The organism is Janthinobacterium sp. LM6 (assembly GCF_002002885.1).
GTDB classification, from domain to species: Bacteria; Pseudomonadota; Gammaproteobacteria; order Burkholderiales; family Burkholderiaceae_D; genus Janthinobacterium; species Janthinobacterium kumbetense.
In genome coordinates this window covers 1,017,061-1,035,298 of record NZ_CP019510.1, presented here as the reverse complement: position 1 = coordinate 1,035,298, position 18,238 = coordinate 1,017,061, and the positions used below count along the sequence as shown (strand labels likewise).

Below are 18,238 nucleotides of genomic sequence, written 5' to 3'. Positions count from 1 at the left end.
TTAAATTATGTGCAGTATTCAAAAAAGCACACAGAACTGCCGACTATATTACCGTGTAAGTACCCCAAATCGGGGCAAAAGCCTTGTTTTAAAGACCTTTTCCATTCCCACAACGAAAAAAAGGCACCTCAATGAGGCGCCTTTTCCAGCAGGACATGCCGCGCCGGGGCGCTGGCATGCCAGATAATTGCTATTTAACCATGATATGCTTGCTCGCCGTGGCTGGTGATATCGAGGCCTTCGCGCTCTTCTTCTTCCGGTACGCGCAAGCCGATGACGATGTCGACCAGTTTATAGGCGATGACGGAGACGATGGCGGACCAGACGATGGTGGTGCCGACCGCTTGCGCCTGCACCCAGACCTGGTGGCCGATCGAGTATGGATCCGCCGACATCTTGTTGGTGACATAGTCGAAGATGCCCTGGCCGCCCAATTGTGGTGCAGCAAACACACCCGTCAGCAAGGCGCCCAGGATGCCGCCCACGCCATGCACGCCGAACACGTCGAGCGAATCGTCGGCGCCGATCAGGCGTTTCAGGCCATTCACGCCCCACAGACAGACGACACCGGCCAGCAAGCCGATGACGAGGCCGCCCATCGGTCCGACAAAACCGGCCGCCGGGGTGATCGCCACCAGGCCGGCCACGGCGCCGGACGCGCCACCGAGCATCGAAGGTTTGCCCTTGGAAATCCATTCGCCAAACACCCACGACAGGGTGGCGGCAGCCGTTGCCAGCAAGGTATTGACGAACGCCAGGGCCGCCACGTCGCCCGCTTCCAGCGAGGAACCGGCATTGAAACCGAACCAGCCCACCCACAGCAGCGACGCGCCGATCATGGTCATCGTCAGCGAGTGCGGTGCCATCGATTCGCGGCCGTAGCCGACGCGCTTGCCGATCATGATGGCGCCCACCAGGCCGGCGACAGCGGCGTTGATGTGCACCACGGTGCCGCCGGCGAAGTCCAGCGCGCCTTTTTGCCATATCCAGCCAGCCTTCAGGGCTTCGCTGGCCGAGGTGGCGGCGTTGGTGATCAGGTCAGGACCGGTCCAGAACCACACCATGTGGGCGGCCGGCAGGTAGGCGAACGTGAACCACAGCACGACGAAGGCCAGCACGGCGGCAAACTTGGCGCGCTCGGCAAAGGCGCCGACGATCAGCGCACAGGTGATGGCGGCAAATGTGCCCTGGAAAGCGACGAAGACGAACTCGGGAATGACGACGCCCTTGCTGAAGGTGGCGGCGGCGGCAAACGTGCCCTTCGCCGGATCCCAGATGCCGTTCAGGAACAGACGATCGAAGCCACCGAAGAAGGCGGTTTTTTCCGTGAAAGCGATCGAGTAACCGTAGATGCACCACAGCACGATGACCAGCGCGAACACCATGAACACCTGCATCAGCACCGACAGCATGTTTTTCGAGCGCACCAGGCCGCCGTAGAACAGGGCCAGACCGGGGATCGTCATCAAGATCACCAGCAAGGTGCTGATCATCATGAAACTGGTGTCGCCCTTGTTGGCAACGGGCGCGGCGGCGGCCGGGGCCGGAGCGGCGGCAGCCGGTGCTGCTGCGTCAGGCACGGGCGTCACGGCCGGGGCGGCGACAGCCGACGTCGTGGCCGCCTCCGTCTTGACGGGAGCATCGGCAAAGCTCGGCGTGGCGACGCCAAACGCACACAGACAGGCTATCCCGGCTAGCAATTTTGTTATATTTTTATGCATCAATATTCCCCTTAGAGCGCTTCGTTGCCGGTTTCACCGGTACGGATGCGGATGACCTGTTCCAGGTTGTAGACGAAAATCTTGCCATCACCGATTTTACCGGTACGCGCGGCGCCTTCGATCGCTTCGATGGCCTGGTCGACAATGGCGTCATCGACGGCCGCTTCAATTTTGGTTTTTGGCAAGAAATCAACGACATACTCGGCGCCACGGTAGAGTTCCGTGTGACCTTTCTGGCGGCCGAAACCCTTGACTTCCGTGACCGTAATGCCTTGCACATTGATAGCCGACAAAGCTTCGCGTACTTCGTCCAGTTTGAACGGTTTAATGATTGCAGTAATCATTTTCATGGCTATCTCGCTTAAAAGGTTTTGGACACGGTCAGCACGAGACCGGATTTCGCCAGATTCTTGCCATTCGGTGCCAGCGATACGATATTGGCCTTGACGACAGCCAGGGCAACGGTCGCCATGCCAAAGTCCTTGGTCACGCCGATCTTGTAATCGCTGTAGCTGAGGGAGTCGTTGTGCTCGACCTTCTGGCGCCCGGCGTGCAGATTCAAGATGTAACCGTCGCGCACCTCGACGTTGGCGCCCACGTCGAGGTAGCCGCTGTTCTTGCTGTCGGCCACGCCGAACAGATTGGTGGTCGAATGCGAGTACTTGATGTACGCGGGGCCATAGCCCAGCTGGCCGTACAGCTCGAAGGTGTTGGCATTGGTGCTCAGTCCATTCGACGGGTAGAAGTAGTACAGGCCGCCCACGTCATAGGTAAAATCCTTGCTGATCTCGCCCCGCTTGCCGCCGTAGATATCCCATTCCAGGTTGGTATCGCCGCCGCCGTCCTTGATCCATTTGATGCTCGACAGCCAGGTGCCCACATACAGGCCCGTCGGGTTATGGGTATAGTCGGCACCGCCGCTGATAGCCGGGTTCAAGCGGCTTTGCGAGATGCCGCGGTAACGGTAATCGCTGGTCAGCGCCACATTGTAGCTCACCACGTTATCAGGTACGGCTTCGGCCGCAGCAGGCGCCGCCACTGCATCCTGGGCCATGGCGCTACCGCACAAGGCGGTCATGGCCAGCGTCAACGCTGCAGCTAAAGTCATGTTCTTGGACAGATTCTTCATGGCGATTCCCTTTTATTGAACTTTTAAAGCGGTTGAGGTTTAAAATCTTGGCTGGAGATCACAAAGCGTTCATACCTTCTTTAGCAGAATACGTGCCAGCTCTCTTGCCACCTTGACAGGTGCATTTCCGTCCATACATACCCTGCACACGGCCAGGAATGCGGCAACGGACTGCTGAAGCACAATGAAGCGCCCAGTTTCGCACCAGATTAACGCCGCTGTGCACCGCAATGGTGCGATGCACAGGCCGCACCATAAAAGGACTGACCATGGACATGAATACCTTCTTTAACGACTTGCAAGGCAAGATCCATCAAGCCATCGAAAACTCGCCGGCCAAGGATATCGAGAAAAATGTGAAATCGATGATGACCCAGGGCTTCGCCCGCCTCGATCTCGTCACGCGCGAGGAATTCGATATCCAGGCGCAAGTGCTGGCCAAGACGCGCGCAAAACTGGATGCACTGGAATTGCGCCTGATCGAACTGGAAACGCGCCTGAACGATCCAAAAGCCTAGGTCGCCGCTGCACGCAGGGCGCCGTAATCGGCGACCTTGCTGGCATACCTCAAGCCTCACACCTTTTCAAGCGCTAGACTGATCCTGCCCGCATCCGCGCTACAGGGGAGTCTGATGAGCCTGGCCGTCCTGAAAAGCCGCGCCCTGGCCGGCATGGAGGCGCCCGAGGTAAGTGTCGAAGTCCACCTTGCCAATGGCTTGCCCTCGTTTACGATTGTCGGCCTGCCGGATACGGAAGTGAAGGAGTCGCGCGACCGCGTGCGTGCCGCGTTGCAAAACTGCGGCTTCGAGATGCCGGCGCGGCGCATCACGGCCAATCTGGCGCCGGCAGACTTGCCCAAGGAATCGGGCCGCTTCGACTTGCCCATCGCACTGGGCATCCTGGCCGCCTCCGGCCAGTTGCCGGGCGACCAATTACACCACTATGAATTCGCGGGCGAACTATCGCTGTCTGGCCAGTTACGTCCCATCCGCGGCGCCCTGGCCATGACCTTTGCCATGCAGCGCAGCCAGTCGGGCGCGCCACGCGCCTTCATCCTGCCGCAGGCAAACGCGGACGAGGCGGCTCTCGTCCGCGATGCCTGCATCTATCCCGCCCACAGCCTGCTCGAGGTCTGCGCGCATTTTGCCAGGCACGCCAGCCAGACTGCCCTGCAACGCCACCAGCCCGTGCTGACACCGCACGCTTTTCCCTATCCCGACTTTGCCGACGTGCAAGGGCAGCAGCAGGCGCGACGCGCACTGGAAGTGGCGGCAGCGGGCGGTCACAACGTCCTGATGGTGGGACCACCGGGCGCAGGCAAGACCATGCTGGCCAGCCGCTTCCCCGGCGTGCTGCCGCCCATGAGCGATGAAGAGGCGCTGGAATCGGCTGCGGTGCATTCGCTGGGCAGCCACTTCAAGGTGGAACATTGGAAACGGCGGCCCTATCGCGCCCCGCACCAGACGGCATCCGGCGTAGCCCTGGTGGGCGGCGGCAACGTGCCGCGGCCAGGTGAAATCTCGCTGGCCCACTGCGGCGTGCTGTTTCTCGATGAAATTGCCGAATTCCACCGCCGGGTGCTCGATGTGCTGCGCCAGCCCATGGAATCGGGCGTGATCAGCATTTCACGCGCGGCCCGCCAGGCCGAGTTCCCTGCCCGTTTTCAATTGATCGCCGCCATGAATCCCTGCCCGTGCGGCTATCTGGGCCACGCTTCCGGCCGTTGCCGCTGTACGCCAGACGCCGTGTTGCGTTATCACAATCGTCTGTCGGGCCCGCTGCTCGACCGTATCGACCTGCAGATTGAGGTGGCCGCCATGCCGCCCGCGGCGCTGGGGCGACGTGCAGGCGCCGGCGAAAGTACGCAAGCGATCGCCACGCGGGTAGCGGCAGCCTATGCCTTGCAGCTGGCACGCCAGGGAAAAGCGAACCAGCAGCTGAGCAACACGGAAATCGAACAACATTGTCGCCTGGAACCACATGGCGAACAGTTGTTGCACGGCGCCATGACGCGCCTGCACTGGTCGGCGCGCACCTACCACCGGGTGCTGCGCGTGTCGCGCAGCATCGCGGACCTGGCGGGCAGCCCCGCCATCACGCAGCCGCATGTTGCCGAAGCGATCCAGTACCGGCGCGTACTGCGCGAGATGTAAGGCAAGCGCTGAACCCCACACGTGCGCGATTGCGCGTGATTGGCAGCACTGCTACCATCTGTTGATGAAAAAAACATCACTTGCCCTCTTTCTGGCTACGCTCGCGGCCGCCAGCGTCCTGTCCGCCTGCAGTCCGAAATTCGACTGGCGCGACTATCGCAGCCCCGACGCCCAGTTTACGGCCCTGTTTCCGGGCAAGCCGGCCGTGCTGACGCGCGAGATCGATCTCGACGGCAAGAAAGTCAGCCTGACCATGACGGCCAGCGAGGTCGATGGCAATACCTTCGCCATCGGCAGCGCCATGCTCGACAGCGCGGAACAGGCACAAACGGCCCTGCCCGCGATGCAGACAGCCCTGTTGAAAAATATCAATGGTGTCGTGCGCAGCGAGAAATCCGCGTCGACGGCCAGCAGCACGGCGGCCGGCAGCCATCAACGCAGCGCGCTGAGCGTCGAAGCGACGGGGACGCAGCAAGGCAAGCCCGTCCTGCTGGTCGGCCGTTTTGTGGCGCAGGACAAGCGCATCTTCCAGATCATCATACTCGGTGAAGAAAGCAAGCTGTCGCGTGACACCATCGACACGTTCATGGACTCGGTGAAACTGGATTGAGACTTAACGATCGCTTAAACGGATGTTTTCACGGTAAGCACGCTCTTGTAAATACGTGCGTTGTCCAACAGATGGCCCTATCCGGCTTGCAAATGTGCAATCCGGGCAATCGGACGGCCTGTGCGACATTTCAAGTCGTGATATTGTTTCGACACTAACAACAAGTTTCAGAAAGCGCTTATGTTGATCTCATTCAAATCCAAATCCTCCCCAGAAGTGCTGATGTACCAGGAACATGCCCAGCGCATCCTCGACATCCTGCACAAGAACCCCACGCGCGGCGTCATCACGCCAGCGGAAGCGGGCGATGCCCTGGCCCTGCTGGAAAAAGAAGTCGCGGAAAGCAAACTGCATCCGGAAAATGACGTCGAACACGATGCGCATACGCCGGAAACGCTGGAAGATGGTGAAACAGGCGCCCATGCGCGCGCGCAAAAAGTGCATTTTTCGCAGCGCGCCTATCCTTTGATGGAAATGCTGCGCTCGGCCAAGGCGGAAAATGAAAGCATCACCTGGGGCATCTGATCCGATGAACGCTGCAGACGAAAAAAAACCCCGCACCTAGCGGGGTTTTTTTATATAACAAGCCTGACGATAACCTACTTTCACACTGGTTGCAGCACTATCATCGGCGCAAAGTTGTTTCACGGTCCTGTTCGGGATGGGAAGGGGTGGGACCAACTTGCTATGGTCATCAGGCATAACTTTTTCAACAGCCTGCTCCCAACGGGGCAGCAAACCATCTGATCTGAGGAGGCGAATTATATAGTAATTTGCCTGAAGATGGGACTAAAAGTGGGATTTTATCGCGACAAAAGCACCGGACGAAAAAAAACCCGACCATTGCTGATCGGGTTTTTCTCTACTGCGAATAACAAGCCTGACGATAACCTACTTTCACACTGGTTGCAGCACTATCATCGGCGCAAAGTTGTTTCACGGTCCTGTTCGGGATGGGAAGGGGTGGGACCAACTTGCTATGGTCATCAGGCATAACTTGTACTGGCGTTTGTCTCCTGTAGGACGACAAAGCCTGAATCGGGAAGAAGCAAAGATTGGGGTAATGAATTGGTGTATCAACACACACGCAACATGTACTTTCTCATCCTCTGTACCTGCTAAGGTTATAGGGACAAGCCGTACGGGCAATTAGTACTGGTTAGCTTAATGCATTACTGCACTTCCACACCCAGCCTATCAACGTCCTGGTCTCGAACGACCCTTCAAAGAGCTCAAGGCTCTGGGAAATCTCATCTCAAGGCAAGTTTCCCGCTTAGATGCTTTCAGCGGTTATCTCTTCCGAACTTAGCTACCCGGCAATGCCACTGGCGTGACAACCGGTACACCAGAGGTTCGTCCACTCCGGTCCTCTCGTACTAGGAGCAGCCCCCTTCAAATTTCCAACGCCCACGGCAGATAGGGACCAAACTGTCTCACGACGTTTTAAACCCAGCTCACGTACCACTTTAAATGGCGAACAGCCATACCCTTGGGACCGGCTACAGCCCCAGGATGTGATGAGCCGACATCGAGGTGCCAAACTCCCCCGTCGATATGAACTCTTGGGAGGAATCAGCCTGTTATCCCCAGAGTACCTTTTATCCGTTGAGCGATGGCCCTTCCATACAGAACCACCGGATCACTATGTCCTACTTTCGTACCTGCTCGACTTGTCAGTCTCGCAGTTAAGCACGCTTATGCCATTGCACTATCAACACGATGTCCGACCGTATCTAGCGTACCTTCGAACTCCTCCGTTACACTTTAGGAGGAGACCGCCCCAGTCAAACTGCCTACCATGCACTGTCCCCGATCCGGATAACGGACCAAGGTTAGAACCTCAAACAAACCAGGGTGGTATTTCAAGGTTGGCTCCACGAGAACTAGCGTCCCCGCTTCAAAGCCTCCCACCTATCCTACACAGATTGGTTCAAAGTCCAATGCAAAGCTACAGTAAAGGTTCATGGGGTCTTTCCGTCTAGCCGCGGGTAGATTGCATCATCACAAACATTTCAACTTCGCTGAGTCTCGGGAGGAGACAGTGTGGCCATCGTTACGCCATTCGTGCAGGTCGGAACTTACCCGACAAGGAATTTCGCTACCTTAGGACCGTTATAGTTACGGCCGCCGTTTACTGGGACTTCAATCAAGAGCTTGCACCCCATCATTTAATCTTCCAGCACCGGGCAGGCGTCACACCCTATACGTCCACTTTCGTGTTTGCAGAGTGCTGTGTTTTTATTAAACAGTCGCAGCCACCAGTTTATTGCAACCCTTTCACCCTCATGGAGTAAACCAATCAAGCTACCGGGGCGTACCTTTTCCCGAAGTTACGGTACCAATTTGCCGAGTTCCTTCTCCCGAGTTCTCTCAAGCGCCTTAGAATACTCATCTCGCCCACCTGTGTCGGTTTGCGGTACGGTCTCGTATGACTGAAGCTTAGAGGCTTTTCTTGGAACCACTTCCGATTGCTTCGTGAACAAGTTCACTCGTCTCAACCCCTTGAATTCCGTACCCGGATTTGCCTAAGTACCTTCTATGAGCCAAAAACCAACTATTCCAACAGTTGGACAACCTTCCGCGATCCGTCCCCCCATCGCATCATACGACGGTGCAGGAATATTAACCTGCTTCCCATCAGCTACGCATCTCTGCCTCGCCTTAGGGGCCGACTCACCCTGCTCCGATGAACGTTGAACAGGAAACCTTGGGCTTACGGCGTGGAGGCTTTTCACCCCCATTATCGCTACTCATGTCAGCATTCGCACTTCTGATACCTCCAGCATCCTTTACAAGACACCTTCGCAGGCTTACAGAACGCTCTCCTACCATATCCAATAAAGGATATCCGCAGCTTCGGTGACTGGCTTAGCCCCGTTACATCTTCCGCGCAGGACGACTCGATCAGTGAGCTATTACGCTTTCTTTAAATGATGGCTGCTTCTAAGCCAACATCCTGACTGTTTTAGCCTTCCCACTTCGTTTTCCACTTAGCCAATCTTTGGGACCTTAGCTGGCGGTCTGGGTTGTTTCCCTCTTGACGCCGGACGTTAGCACCCGACGTCTGTCTCCCAAGCTCGCACTCATCGGTATTCGGAGTTTGCAATGGTTTGGTAAGTCGCAATGACCCCCTAGCCATAACAGTGCTCTACCCCCGATGGTGATACTTGAGGCACTACCTAAATAGTTTTCGGAGAGAACCAGCTATTTCCAAGTTTGTTTAGCCTTTCACCCCTACCCACAGCTCATCCCCTAATTTTTCAACATTAGTGGGTTCGGACCTCCAGGGCGTGTTACCGCACCTTCATCCTGGCCATGAGTAGATCACTTGGTTTCGGGTCTACACCCAGCGACTGATCGCCCTATTCGGACTCGATTTCTCTACGGCTTCCCTATTCGGTTAACCTTGCCACTGAATGTAAGTCGCTGACCCATTATACAAAAGGTACGCAGTCACGGAACAAGTCCGCTCCTACTGTTTGTATGCACACGGTTTCAGGATCTATTTCACTCCCCTTCCGGGGTTCTTTTCGCCTTTCCCTCACGGTACTGGTTCACTATCGGTCGATTACGAGTATTTAGCCTTGGAGGATGGTCCCCCCATATTCAGACAGGATGTCACGTGTCCCGCCCTACTTGTCGTACGCTTAGTACCACCGGTCCGATTTCACATACGGGGCTATCACCCGCTATGGCTCCTATTTCCAGAGGATTCTGTTATCGGTCCGACTATCACGTACAGGCTCTTCCCATTTCGCTCGCCGCTACTTTGGGAATCTCGGTTGATTTCTTTTCCTGCAGCTACTTAGATGTTTCAGTTCGCCGCGTTCGCCTTGCATACCTATGTATTCAGTATGCAATACCCTAAAAGGGTGGGTTGCCCCATTCGGAAATCTGCGGATCAAAGTGTGTTTGCTCACTCCCCGCAGCTTATCGCAAGCTACTACGTCCTTCATCGCCTGTAATCGCCAAGGCATCCACCATGTGCACTTATTCGCTTGTCCCTATAACGTTAGCCTCTGATTACTAGGTAATCAAAGAGCGCTACAGGGATAAGAAAGTACAACGTTGTTGCTTGTTTGTTGATACATACAATCATTACCCATCAAGTCGCCTCATGCATTGCTGCACGCATAGACTTGATCAATAAATAATCTTTACTTCTTCCAGATTGTTAAAGAACGAAACAGCTTTGATCGCTAAAAGATCAAACCTAAACCTGACGGCTTACGTTTGCACTTTCGGGTAAAACGTGGTGGAGGATGACGGGATCGAACCGACGACCCCCTGCTTGCAAAGCAGGTGCTCTCCCAGCTGAGCTAATCCCCCTGAGATTTTACTAATTAGCTGGTAGGGCTGGTTGGACTCGAACCAACGACCCCCGCGTTATCAACACGGTGCTCTAACCAGCTGAGCTACAGCCCCAACGCGGTGCTACTACGACTACTGTTTCTTCTTCATTTAACAGCCGATAAGTGTGAACATTTGATGCGTGAATCATTTACATGATTCGTGCAAACTCTAGAAAGGAGGTGATCCAGCCGCACCTTCCGATACGGCTACCTTGTTACGACTTCACCCCAGTCACGAATCCTACCGTGGTAAGCGCCCTCCTTACGGTTAAGCTACCTACTTCTGGTAAAACCCGCTCCCATGGTGTGACGGGCGGTGTGTACAAGACCCGGGAACGTATTCACCGCGACATGCTGATCCGCGATTACTAGCGATTCCAACTTCATGCAGTCGAGTTGCAGACTACAATCCGGACTACGATACACTTTCTGCGATTAGCTCCCCCTCGCGGGTTGGCGGCGCTCTGTATGTACCATTGTATGACGTGTGAAGCCCTACCCATAAGGGCCATGAGGACTTGACGTCATCCCCACCTTCCTCCGGTTTGTCACCGGCAGTCTCATTAGAGTGCCCTTTCGTAGCAACTAATGACAAGGGTTGCGCTCGTTGCGGGACTTAACCCAACATCTCACGACACGAGCTGACGACAGCCATGCAGCACCTGTGTACTGGTTCTCTTTCGAGCACTCCTCAATCTCTCGAGGATTCCAGCCATGTCAAGGGTAGGTAAGGTTTTTCGCGTTGCATCGAATTAATCCACATCATCCACCGCTTGTGCGGGTCCCCGTCAATTCCTTTGAGTTTTAATCTTGCGACCGTACTCCCCAGGCGGTCTACTTCACGCGTTAGCTGCGTTACCAAGTCAATTAAGACCCGACAACTAGTAGACATCGTTTAGGGCGTGGACTACCAGGGTATCTAATCCTGTTTGCTCCCCACGCTTTCGTGCATGAGCGTCAATCTTGACCCAGGGGGCTGCCTTCGCCATCGGTGTTCCTCCACATATCTACGCATTTCACTGCTACACGTGGAATTCTACCCCCCTCTGCCAGATTCTAGCCTTGCAGTCTCCAATGCAATTCCCAGGTTGAGCCCGGGGATTTCACATCAGACTTACAAAACCGCCTGCGCACGCTTTACGCCCAGTAATTCCGATTAACGCTTGCACCCTACGTATTACCGCGGCTGCTGGCACGTAGTTAGCCGGTGCTTATTCTTCAGGTACCGTCATTAGCAAAGGATATTAGCCTTCACCGTTTCTTCCCTGACAAAAGAGCTTTACAACCCGAAGGCCTTCTTCACTCACGCGGCATTGCTGGATCAGGCTTTCGCCCATTGTCCAAAATTCCCCACTGCTGCCTCCCGTAGGAGTCTGGACCGTGTCTCAGTTCCAGTGTGGCTGGTCGTCCTCTCAGACCAGCTACTGATCGATGCCTTGGTAGGCTTTTACCCTACCAACTAGCTAATCAGATATCGGCCGCTCCACGAGCATGAGGTCTTGCGATCCCCCACTTTCATCCTTAGATCGTATGCGGTATTAGCGTAACTTTCGCTACGTTATCCCCCACTCTAGGGTACGTTCCGATATATTACTCACCCGTTCGCCACTCGCCACCAGAGCAAGCTCCGTGCTGCCGTTCGACTTGCATGTGTAAGGCATGCCGCCAGCGTTCAATCTGAGCCAGGATCAAACTCTTCAGTTTAATCTCTGTTACTTTGCCGTTTTACCGGCACCGTCTTGCGACGGGTCGCTCACTCAAAAAACTGACAGGCCACTACTTTCGTAGCGCCTATTTCATTATTTCTTGTGAACATTTGATATATTTTAAGTATTACAGCAATCCGAAGATCGCTGCTGCACTTACATCAAATGTCCACACTTATCGACTGTTAATTGTTAAAGAACTGTATTCGGTACTGCTTATTTACCACTCTCGCGCTATCGACAAAGCGTTGTGTTTGTCAGCTGCGAAGAAGGAAGAGTATGAAGCATTTCGCTAAATCCGTCAACCTTCTTTTTTACTACCCAGCCCCGGAAGGCTGTCCCTTTTGTGCCGCAAACTAGTGCGTCTCATCGGGGAGGCGAATCATATCAAAGACCGTCGAAGTTTGGCAAGCGCTTTTCCAGGAAAGCGTGCATGCCTTCTTTTTGTGCAGGCGTCCCGAAGGCAGCCTGGAAGAGACGGCGCTCGTAGGCGACACCATCGGTCAAGGTCGTTTCAAAGGCGCGGTTGACGCAATCCTTGATCATCATGGCTACCGAGGTCGGCATGGCGGCGATGGTCTTGGCGGCAGCCAGGGCTTCTTCCAGCAGCTTATCGGCCGGCACGACGCGCGACACCAGGCCGATGCGTTCAGCCTCGGCGGCGTCGATGGTGCGCGCCGTCAGCAGCAAATCCATGGCCTTGGCCTTGCCGATGGCGCGCGGCAAACGCTGCGTGCCGCCCGCGCCCGGCGTGACGCCGACCTTGATTTCCGGCTGGCCGAATTTGGCGCTGTCGGCGGCAATCAGGAAATCGCACATCATGGCCAGTTCGCAACCGCCGCCGAGCGCATAGCCAGCCACCGCGCCCACCACCGGTTTGCGCACGCGCAAGATATGCTCCCAATTGCGGCTGATGTAACCCTGGGTAAAGGTATCGGGATACGTGTAATCGGCCATAGCGGCGATATCGGCGCCGGCGGCAAACGCTTTTTCGCTGCCCGTGAGCACGATGCAGCCGATATTCTCGTCCGCGTCGAATTTGAGCAGGGCGTCGCCCAGCTCATTCATCATGTTGTCGTTCAAGGCGTTGAGCGCCTTCGGACGGTTCAGGCGGATGAGCGCCACTTTGTCCAGGATGTCGATGATCAGGTCTTCGTATTGCATAGTGTCTCCTCTCGATGAACGGTGTGACGATTGTAGCGGCTAACGGCGGCGGCGCGACAGGCGCGCTGCTATTATTGTGAGCCTGATCATTTTCATATCGAGCAAGATATTTTCTCCTCCATCTTCCAGTACTGCGCCGATTACCTGCGCGGCGACGGCAGCGCCGCCAGCGTCGATTTCCGCCGCCTGTGGTTCAGCAACGGCCTCAATTGCTTCGGCGCCCAGATCACGTCGCTGGCCCTGCCCCTGTGCGCGGTACTGTTATTGCATGCGACGCCAGAACAGATGGGCGTGCTGGTTGCCTTGCAGGCGCTGCCGTTCGCCCTGTTCGGTTTACCCGTCGGCGTGCTGCTGGACCGGCGCAGCAAGCACCCGATCATGCTGTTCAGCGAAAGCATGTCCGGCCTGGCCCTGGCCAGCGTGGCCGTGGCTTACTGGTGCGGCGTGCTGTCGATGCCGTGGTTATATATAGTGGGGTTCATCATCGGCACGGGCTTCGTCGTGGGCGGCGGCGCCGAGCAGGTGTTTCTGACTTTCCTGGTGGGCCGCGATGGCTTGATCGATGCGCAGTCGAAATTTGCCGCCACCGAATCGGCTTCGCGCCTGATCGGTCCCGGCCTGGCCGGCGTGCTGGTGCAAGTGCTGTCCGCGCCCGTCGCCATCCTGTGCACGGCGTGCGGCTATCTGATTTCCGTCTTCAATTTGCGCGCCATGAGCGTGCGCGACCCACGGCCGGCGCCGTCAAGCAAACACGCCCTGCGCGACATCGCCGACGGCTTGCTGTTCGTCTGGCGCGAACCGCTGCTGCGCGCGCTGGCCTGGGGTGCCGGTATCTGGCACTTCCTGTTTTACGCCAGCATGGCCTTGACGGTGCTGTTCGCCACGCGCGACCTGGGCATGAGCCCTGGCGTGCTGGGCATGACGCAGATGCTGGGCGGCGCCGGCGTCTTGCTCAGCGCCTTCATCGTCAAGCCGCTGACGAAGCGCTACGGCGCCGGCCGCACCATCCTGATCGGCCTGGCATCCACCTCGGTGTGCTTTGCCCTGACGCCAACGATTCCGGCAGCGCTGTTCGGCAGCGCGGCCGCCAGCGCCGTAGCGTATGCCATATTGATGTTCTTTTTCGATTGCGGCGTGATGCTGTTCTTTATTCCCTACCTGGGCCTGCGCCAGAAAGTCACGCCCGACCCCATGCTGGGCCGCATGACGTCGACCATGCGCTTCCTGACGGTGGCGACGGCGCCGCTGGGTGCGCTGGCCGCCGGCTGGATCGCGGAACACTTTGGCGTGCGCAATGGTCTCGCTTGCATCGCGGCCGGCAGCATCCTGTTGACGGTGGCCATGGTGTGGGGCACGCCGCTGCGTAGCGTGCGCACCTGAAGCGATGAACGGGCATACACTGCTAAAAGATTGCCTTGGCGACACTATTCTCGCCAAAGCTTGTGAGGTTTGATTTATATCAAGGTTTTAATTGATGTAAATCCATAAGCTGTCTTACATCACTTGAGGAGCACGCTATGTTTAACACCATCTTATTTCCCACCGACGGCTCGCCGTTGTCCGACAAAGCCGCCGAGACCGCCCTCGCCTTCGCCCAACTGAACAAGGCCAAGCTGGTCGCCATCAGCGTGGTGCAGCCTTTCCCGTTCTCGCCGATGGCCGACGGCGGCATCGTGCTCGACGCCAGCCTGTATGAACAACAGATGCAGGAAGCGTCGCAACGCGCCATCGACAAGATCGGCGCAGCGGCGCGTGACGCAGGCGTGCCTTTCGAAGGCGTGGTGGCCGTGTCGCCGAGCCCGCATGATGAAATCGTCAATGCAGCGCAAACCTACCATTGCGACATCATCCTGATGGCATCGCATGGCCGCAAGGGCTTGAACAAGCTGTTCGTGGGCAGCGAAACGCAAAAAGTGCTGGCCCACACCCATCTACCCGTCATGGTCCTGCGCTAACCTTGCGCTAGCGCAATCCCAACCCGGCGCCCCGAAAAATTCAGCGCGCCGGCGCCTGCTTCGGCAACAACACCCACACGGCGCCGCTCTGTTTCATGCGGCCCGCATTCTCGGCTGCTTCCGCGCCAAAGCCAAAGAAATAATCGACACGGATGGGCCCGCGAATGGCGCCGCCCGTATCCTGCGCCATCACCAGGCGCTGCATGGGAATCTCGCTATTGGCTTGCGTGGTGGACAGGAACACGGGCGCGCCCAGCGGCAGGAAGCGCGAATCGATGGCCACCGAGCGCTGCGGCGTCAGCGGCACGCCCAGTGCGCCCTTCGGCCCCACTTTCGGATCGGGCAGGCGCTCTTCCTTGAAGAAGACATAGCTCGGGTTGGCGTTGAACAATTCATCCTTGCGCGTGGGATGGCCGGCGATCCACGCCTTGATGCCTTGCGCGGACGCCTGGCTCAGGGTCAGCTCGCCCTTGTCGACCAGATAGCGGCCGATCGATTTGTACGGATGGCCGTTTTGATCCGCATACGCCACGCGCACGGTTTCCTGCGTATCGGTCAGCTGCACGCGCCCGGAACCCTGCACTTGCAGGAAGAACGCCTCGACTTCGTCATCCACCCACAGCAATTCCTTGCCCGTGACGGATGTGGCGCGCTCTATGTCGGCGCGGGTTGCGTACGGTATCACCTTCTTGCCGACCAGCTTGCCCCGCAAGCGCATGTTTTTCAGTTCCGGATACACGCCGGACAAATCCACCGAGACCAAGTCGTCAGGCACCTTGTACAGCGGTGTCTGGTATGGGCCACCGCGCTTGCGCGCGCCGTGCAGCAGCGGCTCATAGTAGCCGGTCACCAGTCCAGTATTGGCGCCATCGGCGGTGACGACTTGATTTGGCACAAAGAAGGTCTCGAAAAACAGGCGGATGGCTTTGTCGCTGTCGGCATTGACCTGGCGCGCAATCGTGCACGATTCCTTCCAGTCCGGACGTTTCACCAGCACGCCGCACGAAGCCATGAAGGCGGGCCAGGCGGCGCGCATGTCGTCGCGGGCCCAGCCTGGCAAGGCGGCAAACTTGGCGGGCACGAAGGTGGGCGCCGCCACATCCGTGGCATCCTTGGCATCGGCGGGCTTGGCCGGCACCGGCTTGACGACGGTCGGCGCAATGGCGGGCGCCTTGCTGCTGGAAGCAGCGGGCGGCGCGACGGGCGGCGTGGTGCAGGCGGACAAGGCAAGCGCGACGGCGCCGATGGAAACGGGTAGACTACCGCGTGTCAACAGACGGCGGGTAAATACTAAGCTGCGGGTAAATAACATAGGGATGCGTATGTGGATCTTGATGATAGAGGCGCTGGTGGCGTTCTTCTTGCTGGCATTTATAGTCTGGTGGACCATGTATTCGGGCAAAAAGCCCGCACCGCCGGCACGCAAGCAGCTCAGTGAAGAACAGGACGCCACCGAAAAACTGAAATAAGGGGGCAAGCCCCCGGCGTTTCCTTAATGCAGGGTGCGCGGCACCGACAGCACGAACTCGGGAATCAAAGCTTCGAACTGATGGCCGTCTTCGGCCACGCAGAAGTATTCGCCGTGCATCGAGCCTTGCGGCGTGCCCAGCATGGTGCCGCTCGTGTATTCGAACTGTTCGCCCGGCTGCAGCAGCGGCTGGTGGCCGACGGCGCCCAGGCCGCGCACCTCTTCCACCTTGTTGTTCGCATCCGTGATGACCCAGTGGCGCGAAATCAGTTGCGCGCCAGCCGTGCCCGTGTTGACGACGCGGATCGTGTAGCTGAACACGTGCCGCCCCTGGTCCGGGGCCGATTGATCGGGCAGATATTGCGTCTTGACCGTTACCGTAAATTCATAAGTCGCCATCGTCATTCCTCTTCAGACATTGCCAGTCATATTGTGTGTCGCGCGCGACGCATTGGCCATCGCGCGATGCGTATTCTGTGTTTCACCTTACTTCAATGAGGCATGGTAACGGCGTCAGGCGTAAAATAGCGCAAATCGCATTTTCTATCCTTTGGCTACTTCACCATGACAACATTCCGTATCGCTCCCAGCATCCTGTCCGCCGACTTTGCCCGCCTGGGCGAGGAAGTGCGCAACGTCGTTACCGCCGGCGCCGACATCATCCACTTCGACGTAATGGATAACCATTATGTGCCGAACCTGACCATCGGCCCGCTGGTGTGCGAAGCGATTCGCCCGCACGTGCAAGTACCCATCGATGTGCATCTGATGGTCAAGCCTGTCGATCGCATTATCCCGGATTTCGCCAAGGCTGGCGCGAACATCATCACCTTTCACCCGGAAGCGTCGGATCACGTCGACCGTTCGCTGCAGTTGATCCGCGACAATGGCTGCAAATCGGGCCTGGTATTCAACCCGGGCACGCCTCTGCACTACCTGGAACACGTGATGGACAAGATCGACATCATCCTGATCATGTCCGTCAACCCGGGCTTCGGTGGCCAGTCCTTCATTCCGCAAGCGCTGAAGAAAATCGCCGAAGCGCGCCGCATGATCGATGAATCGGGCCGTGACATCATGCTGGAAGTCGATGGCGGCATCAAGATCGACAACATCGCCGCCGCCGCCGCCGCCGGCGCCGACACCTTTGTCGCCGGCTCGGCCATCTTCGGCAAGCCGGACTACAAGGCCGTCATCGACGCCATGCGCGCCGAGCTGGCCAAAACGGTGGGCAACTGATGCAAGCGGACACGGTGAAAGACCACGTACTGGCTGGCGTGCGCGCCGCCATCATCGACCTCGATGGCACGATGCTCGACACCGTGCCCGATTTTCATGTCGCCATCAATGGCATGCGCGCCGAACTGGACCTGGCGCCCATCAGCGCCGAGGCCATCAAGTTGATGGTGGGCAAGGGCTCGGAAAACCTGATCCGCACCGTGCTGGCACTCGACTTCGATGGCGCCGGCGTGGAACAGCGTTTCGAGCAGGCGATGGAGGGCTACCAGCGTCACTACCTGGCCATCAACGGCCAGTTCAGCACCCTGTATCCGGAAGTCGAGGCGGGGCTGGCGGCGATGAAGGCGGCGGGCCTGCGCCTGGCCTGCGTCACCAACAAGCCGATCGCCTTCGCCCTGCCCCTGCTGAAACTGAAAAACCTGGACCAGTATTTCGAGATCGTCTATGGCGGCGATTCGCTGCCGCAGAAAAAACCGCACCCCATGCCGCTGCTGCAAGTGTGCGCGGACTTCGACCTGCCGCCATCCAAAGTGGTGGCCATCGGCGACTCATCGAATGACGCGCAAGCGGCCAGGGCTGCGGCTTGCCCCGTACTGACGGTACCGTATGGCTACAATCACGGACACTCTATACACGATACCGATTCCGATGGTATAGTAAAGACACTGCTCGAAGCAGCCCGTTTTATTGGCATGCAAAACTAACCGGCATACTGACCAAACCCAACACCATATCGTGAAC

General features: G+C 57.4%; 15 protein-coding genes, 2 tRNA genes and 4 rRNA genes. 9 read left to right on the top strand and 12 right to left on the bottom strand.

Going from position 1 to position 18,238, the window contains the following annotated elements:
• Positions 1 to 194: 194 nt before the first annotated feature.
• Genes amt through BZG29_RS04560 form a run of 3 tightly spaced genes read right to left on the bottom strand, consistent with a single transcriptional unit; the run spans position 195 to position 2,850 of the window.
• Positions 195 to 1,721 carry an ammonium transporter gene (amt, locus tag BZG29_RS04570; protein ID WP_077399356.1) on the bottom strand — a complete coding sequence of 509 codons (1,527 nt, stop codon included), beginning with the start codon at positions 1,719 to 1,721 and terminating at the stop codon, positions 195 to 197.
• Between the two features lie 11 nt (positions 1,722 to 1,732).
• A complete protein-coding gene (locus tag BZG29_RS04565; protein WP_010393464.1) occupies positions 1,733 to 2,071 on the bottom strand; it encodes a P-II family nitrogen regulator in 339 nt (112 codons plus the stop codon).
• Positions 2,072 to 2,082: 11 nt separating this feature from the next.
• Positions 2,083 to 2,850: a TorF family putative porin gene (locus tag BZG29_RS04560; RefSeq protein WP_077399353.1), complete on the bottom strand. Its 768-nt coding sequence runs from the start codon at positions 2,848 to 2,850 to the stop codon at positions 2,083 to 2,085.
• A 269-nt stretch (positions 2,851 to 3,119) separates the two neighbouring features.
• On the opposite strand from BZG29_RS04560, the gene BZG29_RS04555 reads away from it, so the two are divergent.
• The 4 genes from BZG29_RS04555 to BZG29_RS04540 all read left to right on the top strand — a co-directional run bounded on the left by BZG29_RS04555 (position 3,120) and on the right by BZG29_RS04540 (position 6,138).
• Positions 3,120 to 3,368, top strand: a complete 249-nt coding sequence (locus tag BZG29_RS04555; RefSeq protein WP_035824443.1) for an accessory factor UbiK family protein — start codon at positions 3,120 to 3,122, stop codon at positions 3,366 to 3,368.
• Between the two features lie 114 nt (positions 3,369 to 3,482).
• On the top strand, positions 3,483 to 5,003 hold the full coding sequence (locus BZG29_RS04550) for a YifB family Mg chelatase-like AAA ATPase (protein ID WP_077399350.1): 1,521 nt from the start codon (positions 3,483 to 3,485) through the stop codon (positions 5,001 to 5,003).
• Between the two features lie 64 nt (positions 5,004 to 5,067).
• Entirely contained in the window at positions 5,068 to 5,613 is a 546-nt protein-coding gene (locus BZG29_RS04545) for a hypothetical protein (RefSeq protein ID WP_077399347.1), read from the top strand.
• A gap of 180 nt (positions 5,614 to 5,793) precedes the next feature.
• Entirely contained in the window at positions 5,794 to 6,138 is a 345-nt protein-coding gene (locus tag BZG29_RS04540; RefSeq protein WP_070224486.1) for a DUF1840 domain-containing protein, read from the top strand.
• Positions 6,139 to 6,199: 61 nt separating this feature from the next.
• On the opposite strand, the gene rrf (BZG29_RS04535) is transcribed toward BZG29_RS04540, so the two are convergent.
• The 7 genes from rrf (BZG29_RS04535) to BZG29_RS04505 form a co-directional block, all read right to left on the bottom strand.
• Positions 6,200 to 6,312: ribosomal RNA gene (gene rrf / locus BZG29_RS04535) — 5S ribosomal RNA — on the bottom strand.
• A gap of 179 nt (positions 6,313 to 6,491) precedes the next feature.
• A 5S ribosomal RNA gene (gene rrf, locus BZG29_RS04530) occupies positions 6,492 to 6,604 on the bottom strand.
• 137 nt (positions 6,605 to 6,741) lie between these two features.
• A 23S ribosomal RNA gene (locus BZG29_RS04525) occupies positions 6,742 to 9,617 on the bottom strand.
• A 249-nt stretch (positions 9,618 to 9,866) separates the two neighbouring features.
• Positions 9,867 to 9,942 (bottom strand) — tRNA-Ala (locus tag BZG29_RS04520).
• 19 nt (positions 9,943 to 9,961) lie between these two features.
• Positions 9,962 to 10,038 (bottom strand) — tRNA-Ile (locus BZG29_RS04515).
• A gap of 100 nt (positions 10,039 to 10,138) precedes the next feature.
• Positions 10,139 to 11,669: ribosomal RNA gene (locus BZG29_RS04510) — 16S ribosomal RNA — on the bottom strand.
• The 16S, 23S and 5S rRNA genes sit together here with 2 tRNA genes alongside, the layout of an rRNA operon.
• A gap of 389 nt (positions 11,670 to 12,058) precedes the next feature.
• Entirely contained in the window at positions 12,059 to 12,835 is a 777-nt protein-coding gene (locus BZG29_RS04505; RefSeq protein WP_077399344.1) for an enoyl-CoA hydratase, read from the bottom strand.
• A gap of 96 nt (positions 12,836 to 12,931) precedes the next feature.
• Between BZG29_RS04505 and BZG29_RS04500 the strand changes: the two genes are divergently transcribed.
• Together BZG29_RS04500 and BZG29_RS04495 are read left to right on the top strand one after the other, a co-directional pair.
• Positions 12,932 to 14,215 carry an MFS transporter gene (locus BZG29_RS04500; protein WP_077399341.1) on the top strand — a complete coding sequence of 428 codons (1,284 nt, stop codon included), beginning with the start codon at positions 12,932 to 12,934 and terminating at the stop codon, positions 14,213 to 14,215.
• A gap of 137 nt (positions 14,216 to 14,352) precedes the next feature.
• Positions 14,353 to 14,790 (top strand): universal stress protein, encoded by a 438-nt coding sequence (locus BZG29_RS04495; protein WP_077399338.1) that lies wholly within the window; start codon positions 14,353 to 14,355, stop codon positions 14,788 to 14,790.
• A 40-nt stretch (positions 14,791 to 14,830) separates the two neighbouring features.
• Here BZG29_RS04495 and BZG29_RS04490 read toward each other — a convergent pair whose 3' ends face one another.
• A complete protein-coding gene (locus BZG29_RS04490; RefSeq protein ID WP_253192782.1) occupies positions 14,831 to 16,063 on the bottom strand; it encodes an MltA domain-containing protein in 1,233 nt (410 codons plus the stop codon).
• 61 nt (positions 16,064 to 16,124) lie between these two features.
• Here BZG29_RS04490 and BZG29_RS28640 point away from each other — a divergent pair, with 61 nt between their 5' ends.
• Entirely contained in the window at positions 16,125 to 16,259 is a 135-nt protein-coding gene (locus BZG29_RS28640) for a hypothetical protein (RefSeq protein WP_257218751.1), read from the top strand.
• A 23-nt stretch (positions 16,260 to 16,282) separates the two neighbouring features.
• On the opposite strand, the gene apaG is transcribed toward BZG29_RS28640, so the two are convergent.
• Positions 16,283 to 16,657, bottom strand: coding sequence for a Co2+/Mg2+ efflux protein ApaG (gene apaG, locus BZG29_RS04485; protein WP_077399335.1), 375 nt, complete (start codon positions 16,655 to 16,657; stop codon positions 16,283 to 16,285).
• A gap of 165 nt (positions 16,658 to 16,822) precedes the next feature.
• Here apaG and rpe point away from each other — a divergent pair, with 165 nt between their 5' ends.
• Positions 16,823 to 17,497 carry a ribulose-phosphate 3-epimerase gene (gene rpe / locus BZG29_RS04480; protein WP_077399332.1) on the top strand — a complete coding sequence of 225 codons (675 nt, stop codon included), beginning with the start codon at positions 16,823 to 16,825 and terminating at the stop codon, positions 17,495 to 17,497.
• Positions 17,497 to 18,201, top strand: a complete 705-nt coding sequence (locus BZG29_RS04475; protein ID WP_077399329.1) for a phosphoglycolate phosphatase — start codon at positions 17,497 to 17,499, stop codon at positions 18,199 to 18,201. Before rpe ends, BZG29_RS04475 begins: the two co-directional genes overlap by 1 nt.
• The last annotated feature ends 37 nt before the right edge of the window (positions 18,202 to 18,238 follow it).

Bases quoted from the DNA above. Each gene is read 5' to 3' on its own strand.
- BZG29_RS04560 (WP_077399353.1), bottom strand. From the start codon at position 2,850: ATGAAGAATCTGTCCAAGAACATGACTTTAGCTGCAGCGTTGACGCTG.
- BZG29_RS28640 (WP_257218751.1), top strand. From the start codon at position 16,125: ATGATAGAGGCGCTGGTGGCGTTCTTCTTGCTGGCATTTATAGTCTGG.
- BZG29_RS04565 (WP_010393464.1), bottom strand. From the start codon at position 2,071: ATGAAAATGATTACTGCAATCATTAAACCGTTCAAACTGGACGAAGTA.
- BZG29_RS04540 (WP_070224486.1), top strand. From the start codon at position 5,794: ATGTTGATCTCATTCAAATCCAAATCCTCCCCAGAAGTGCTGATGTAC.
- rpe (WP_077399332.1), top strand. From the start codon at position 16,823: ATGACAACATTCCGTATCGCTCCCAGCATCCTGTCCGCCGACTTTGCC.
- BZG29_RS04545 (WP_077399347.1), top strand. From the start codon at position 5,068: ATGAAAAAAACATCACTTGCCCTCTTTCTGGCTACGCTCGCGGCCGCC.
- BZG29_RS04555 (WP_035824443.1), top strand. From the start codon at position 3,120: ATGGACATGAATACCTTCTTTAACGACTTGCAAGGCAAGATCCATCAA.
- BZG29_RS04495 (WP_077399338.1), top strand. From the start codon at position 14,353: ATGTTTAACACCATCTTATTTCCCACCGACGGCTCGCCGTTGTCCGAC.
- apaG (WP_077399335.1), bottom strand. From the start codon at position 16,657: ATGGCGACTTATGAATTTACGGTAACGGTCAAGACGCAATATCTGCCC.
- BZG29_RS04505 (WP_077399344.1), bottom strand. From the start codon at position 12,835: ATGCAATACGAAGACCTGATCATCGACATCCTGGACAAAGTGGCGCTC.
- BZG29_RS04550 (WP_077399350.1), top strand. From the start codon at position 3,483: ATGAGCCTGGCCGTCCTGAAAAGCCGCGCCCTGGCCGGCATGGAGGCG.
- BZG29_RS04475 (WP_077399329.1), top strand. From the start codon at position 17,497: ATGCAAGCGGACACGGTGAAAGACCACGTACTGGCTGGCGTGCGCGCC.
- amt (WP_077399356.1), bottom strand. From the start codon at position 1,721: ATGCATAAAAATATAACAAAATTGCTAGCCGGGATAGCCTGTCTGTGT.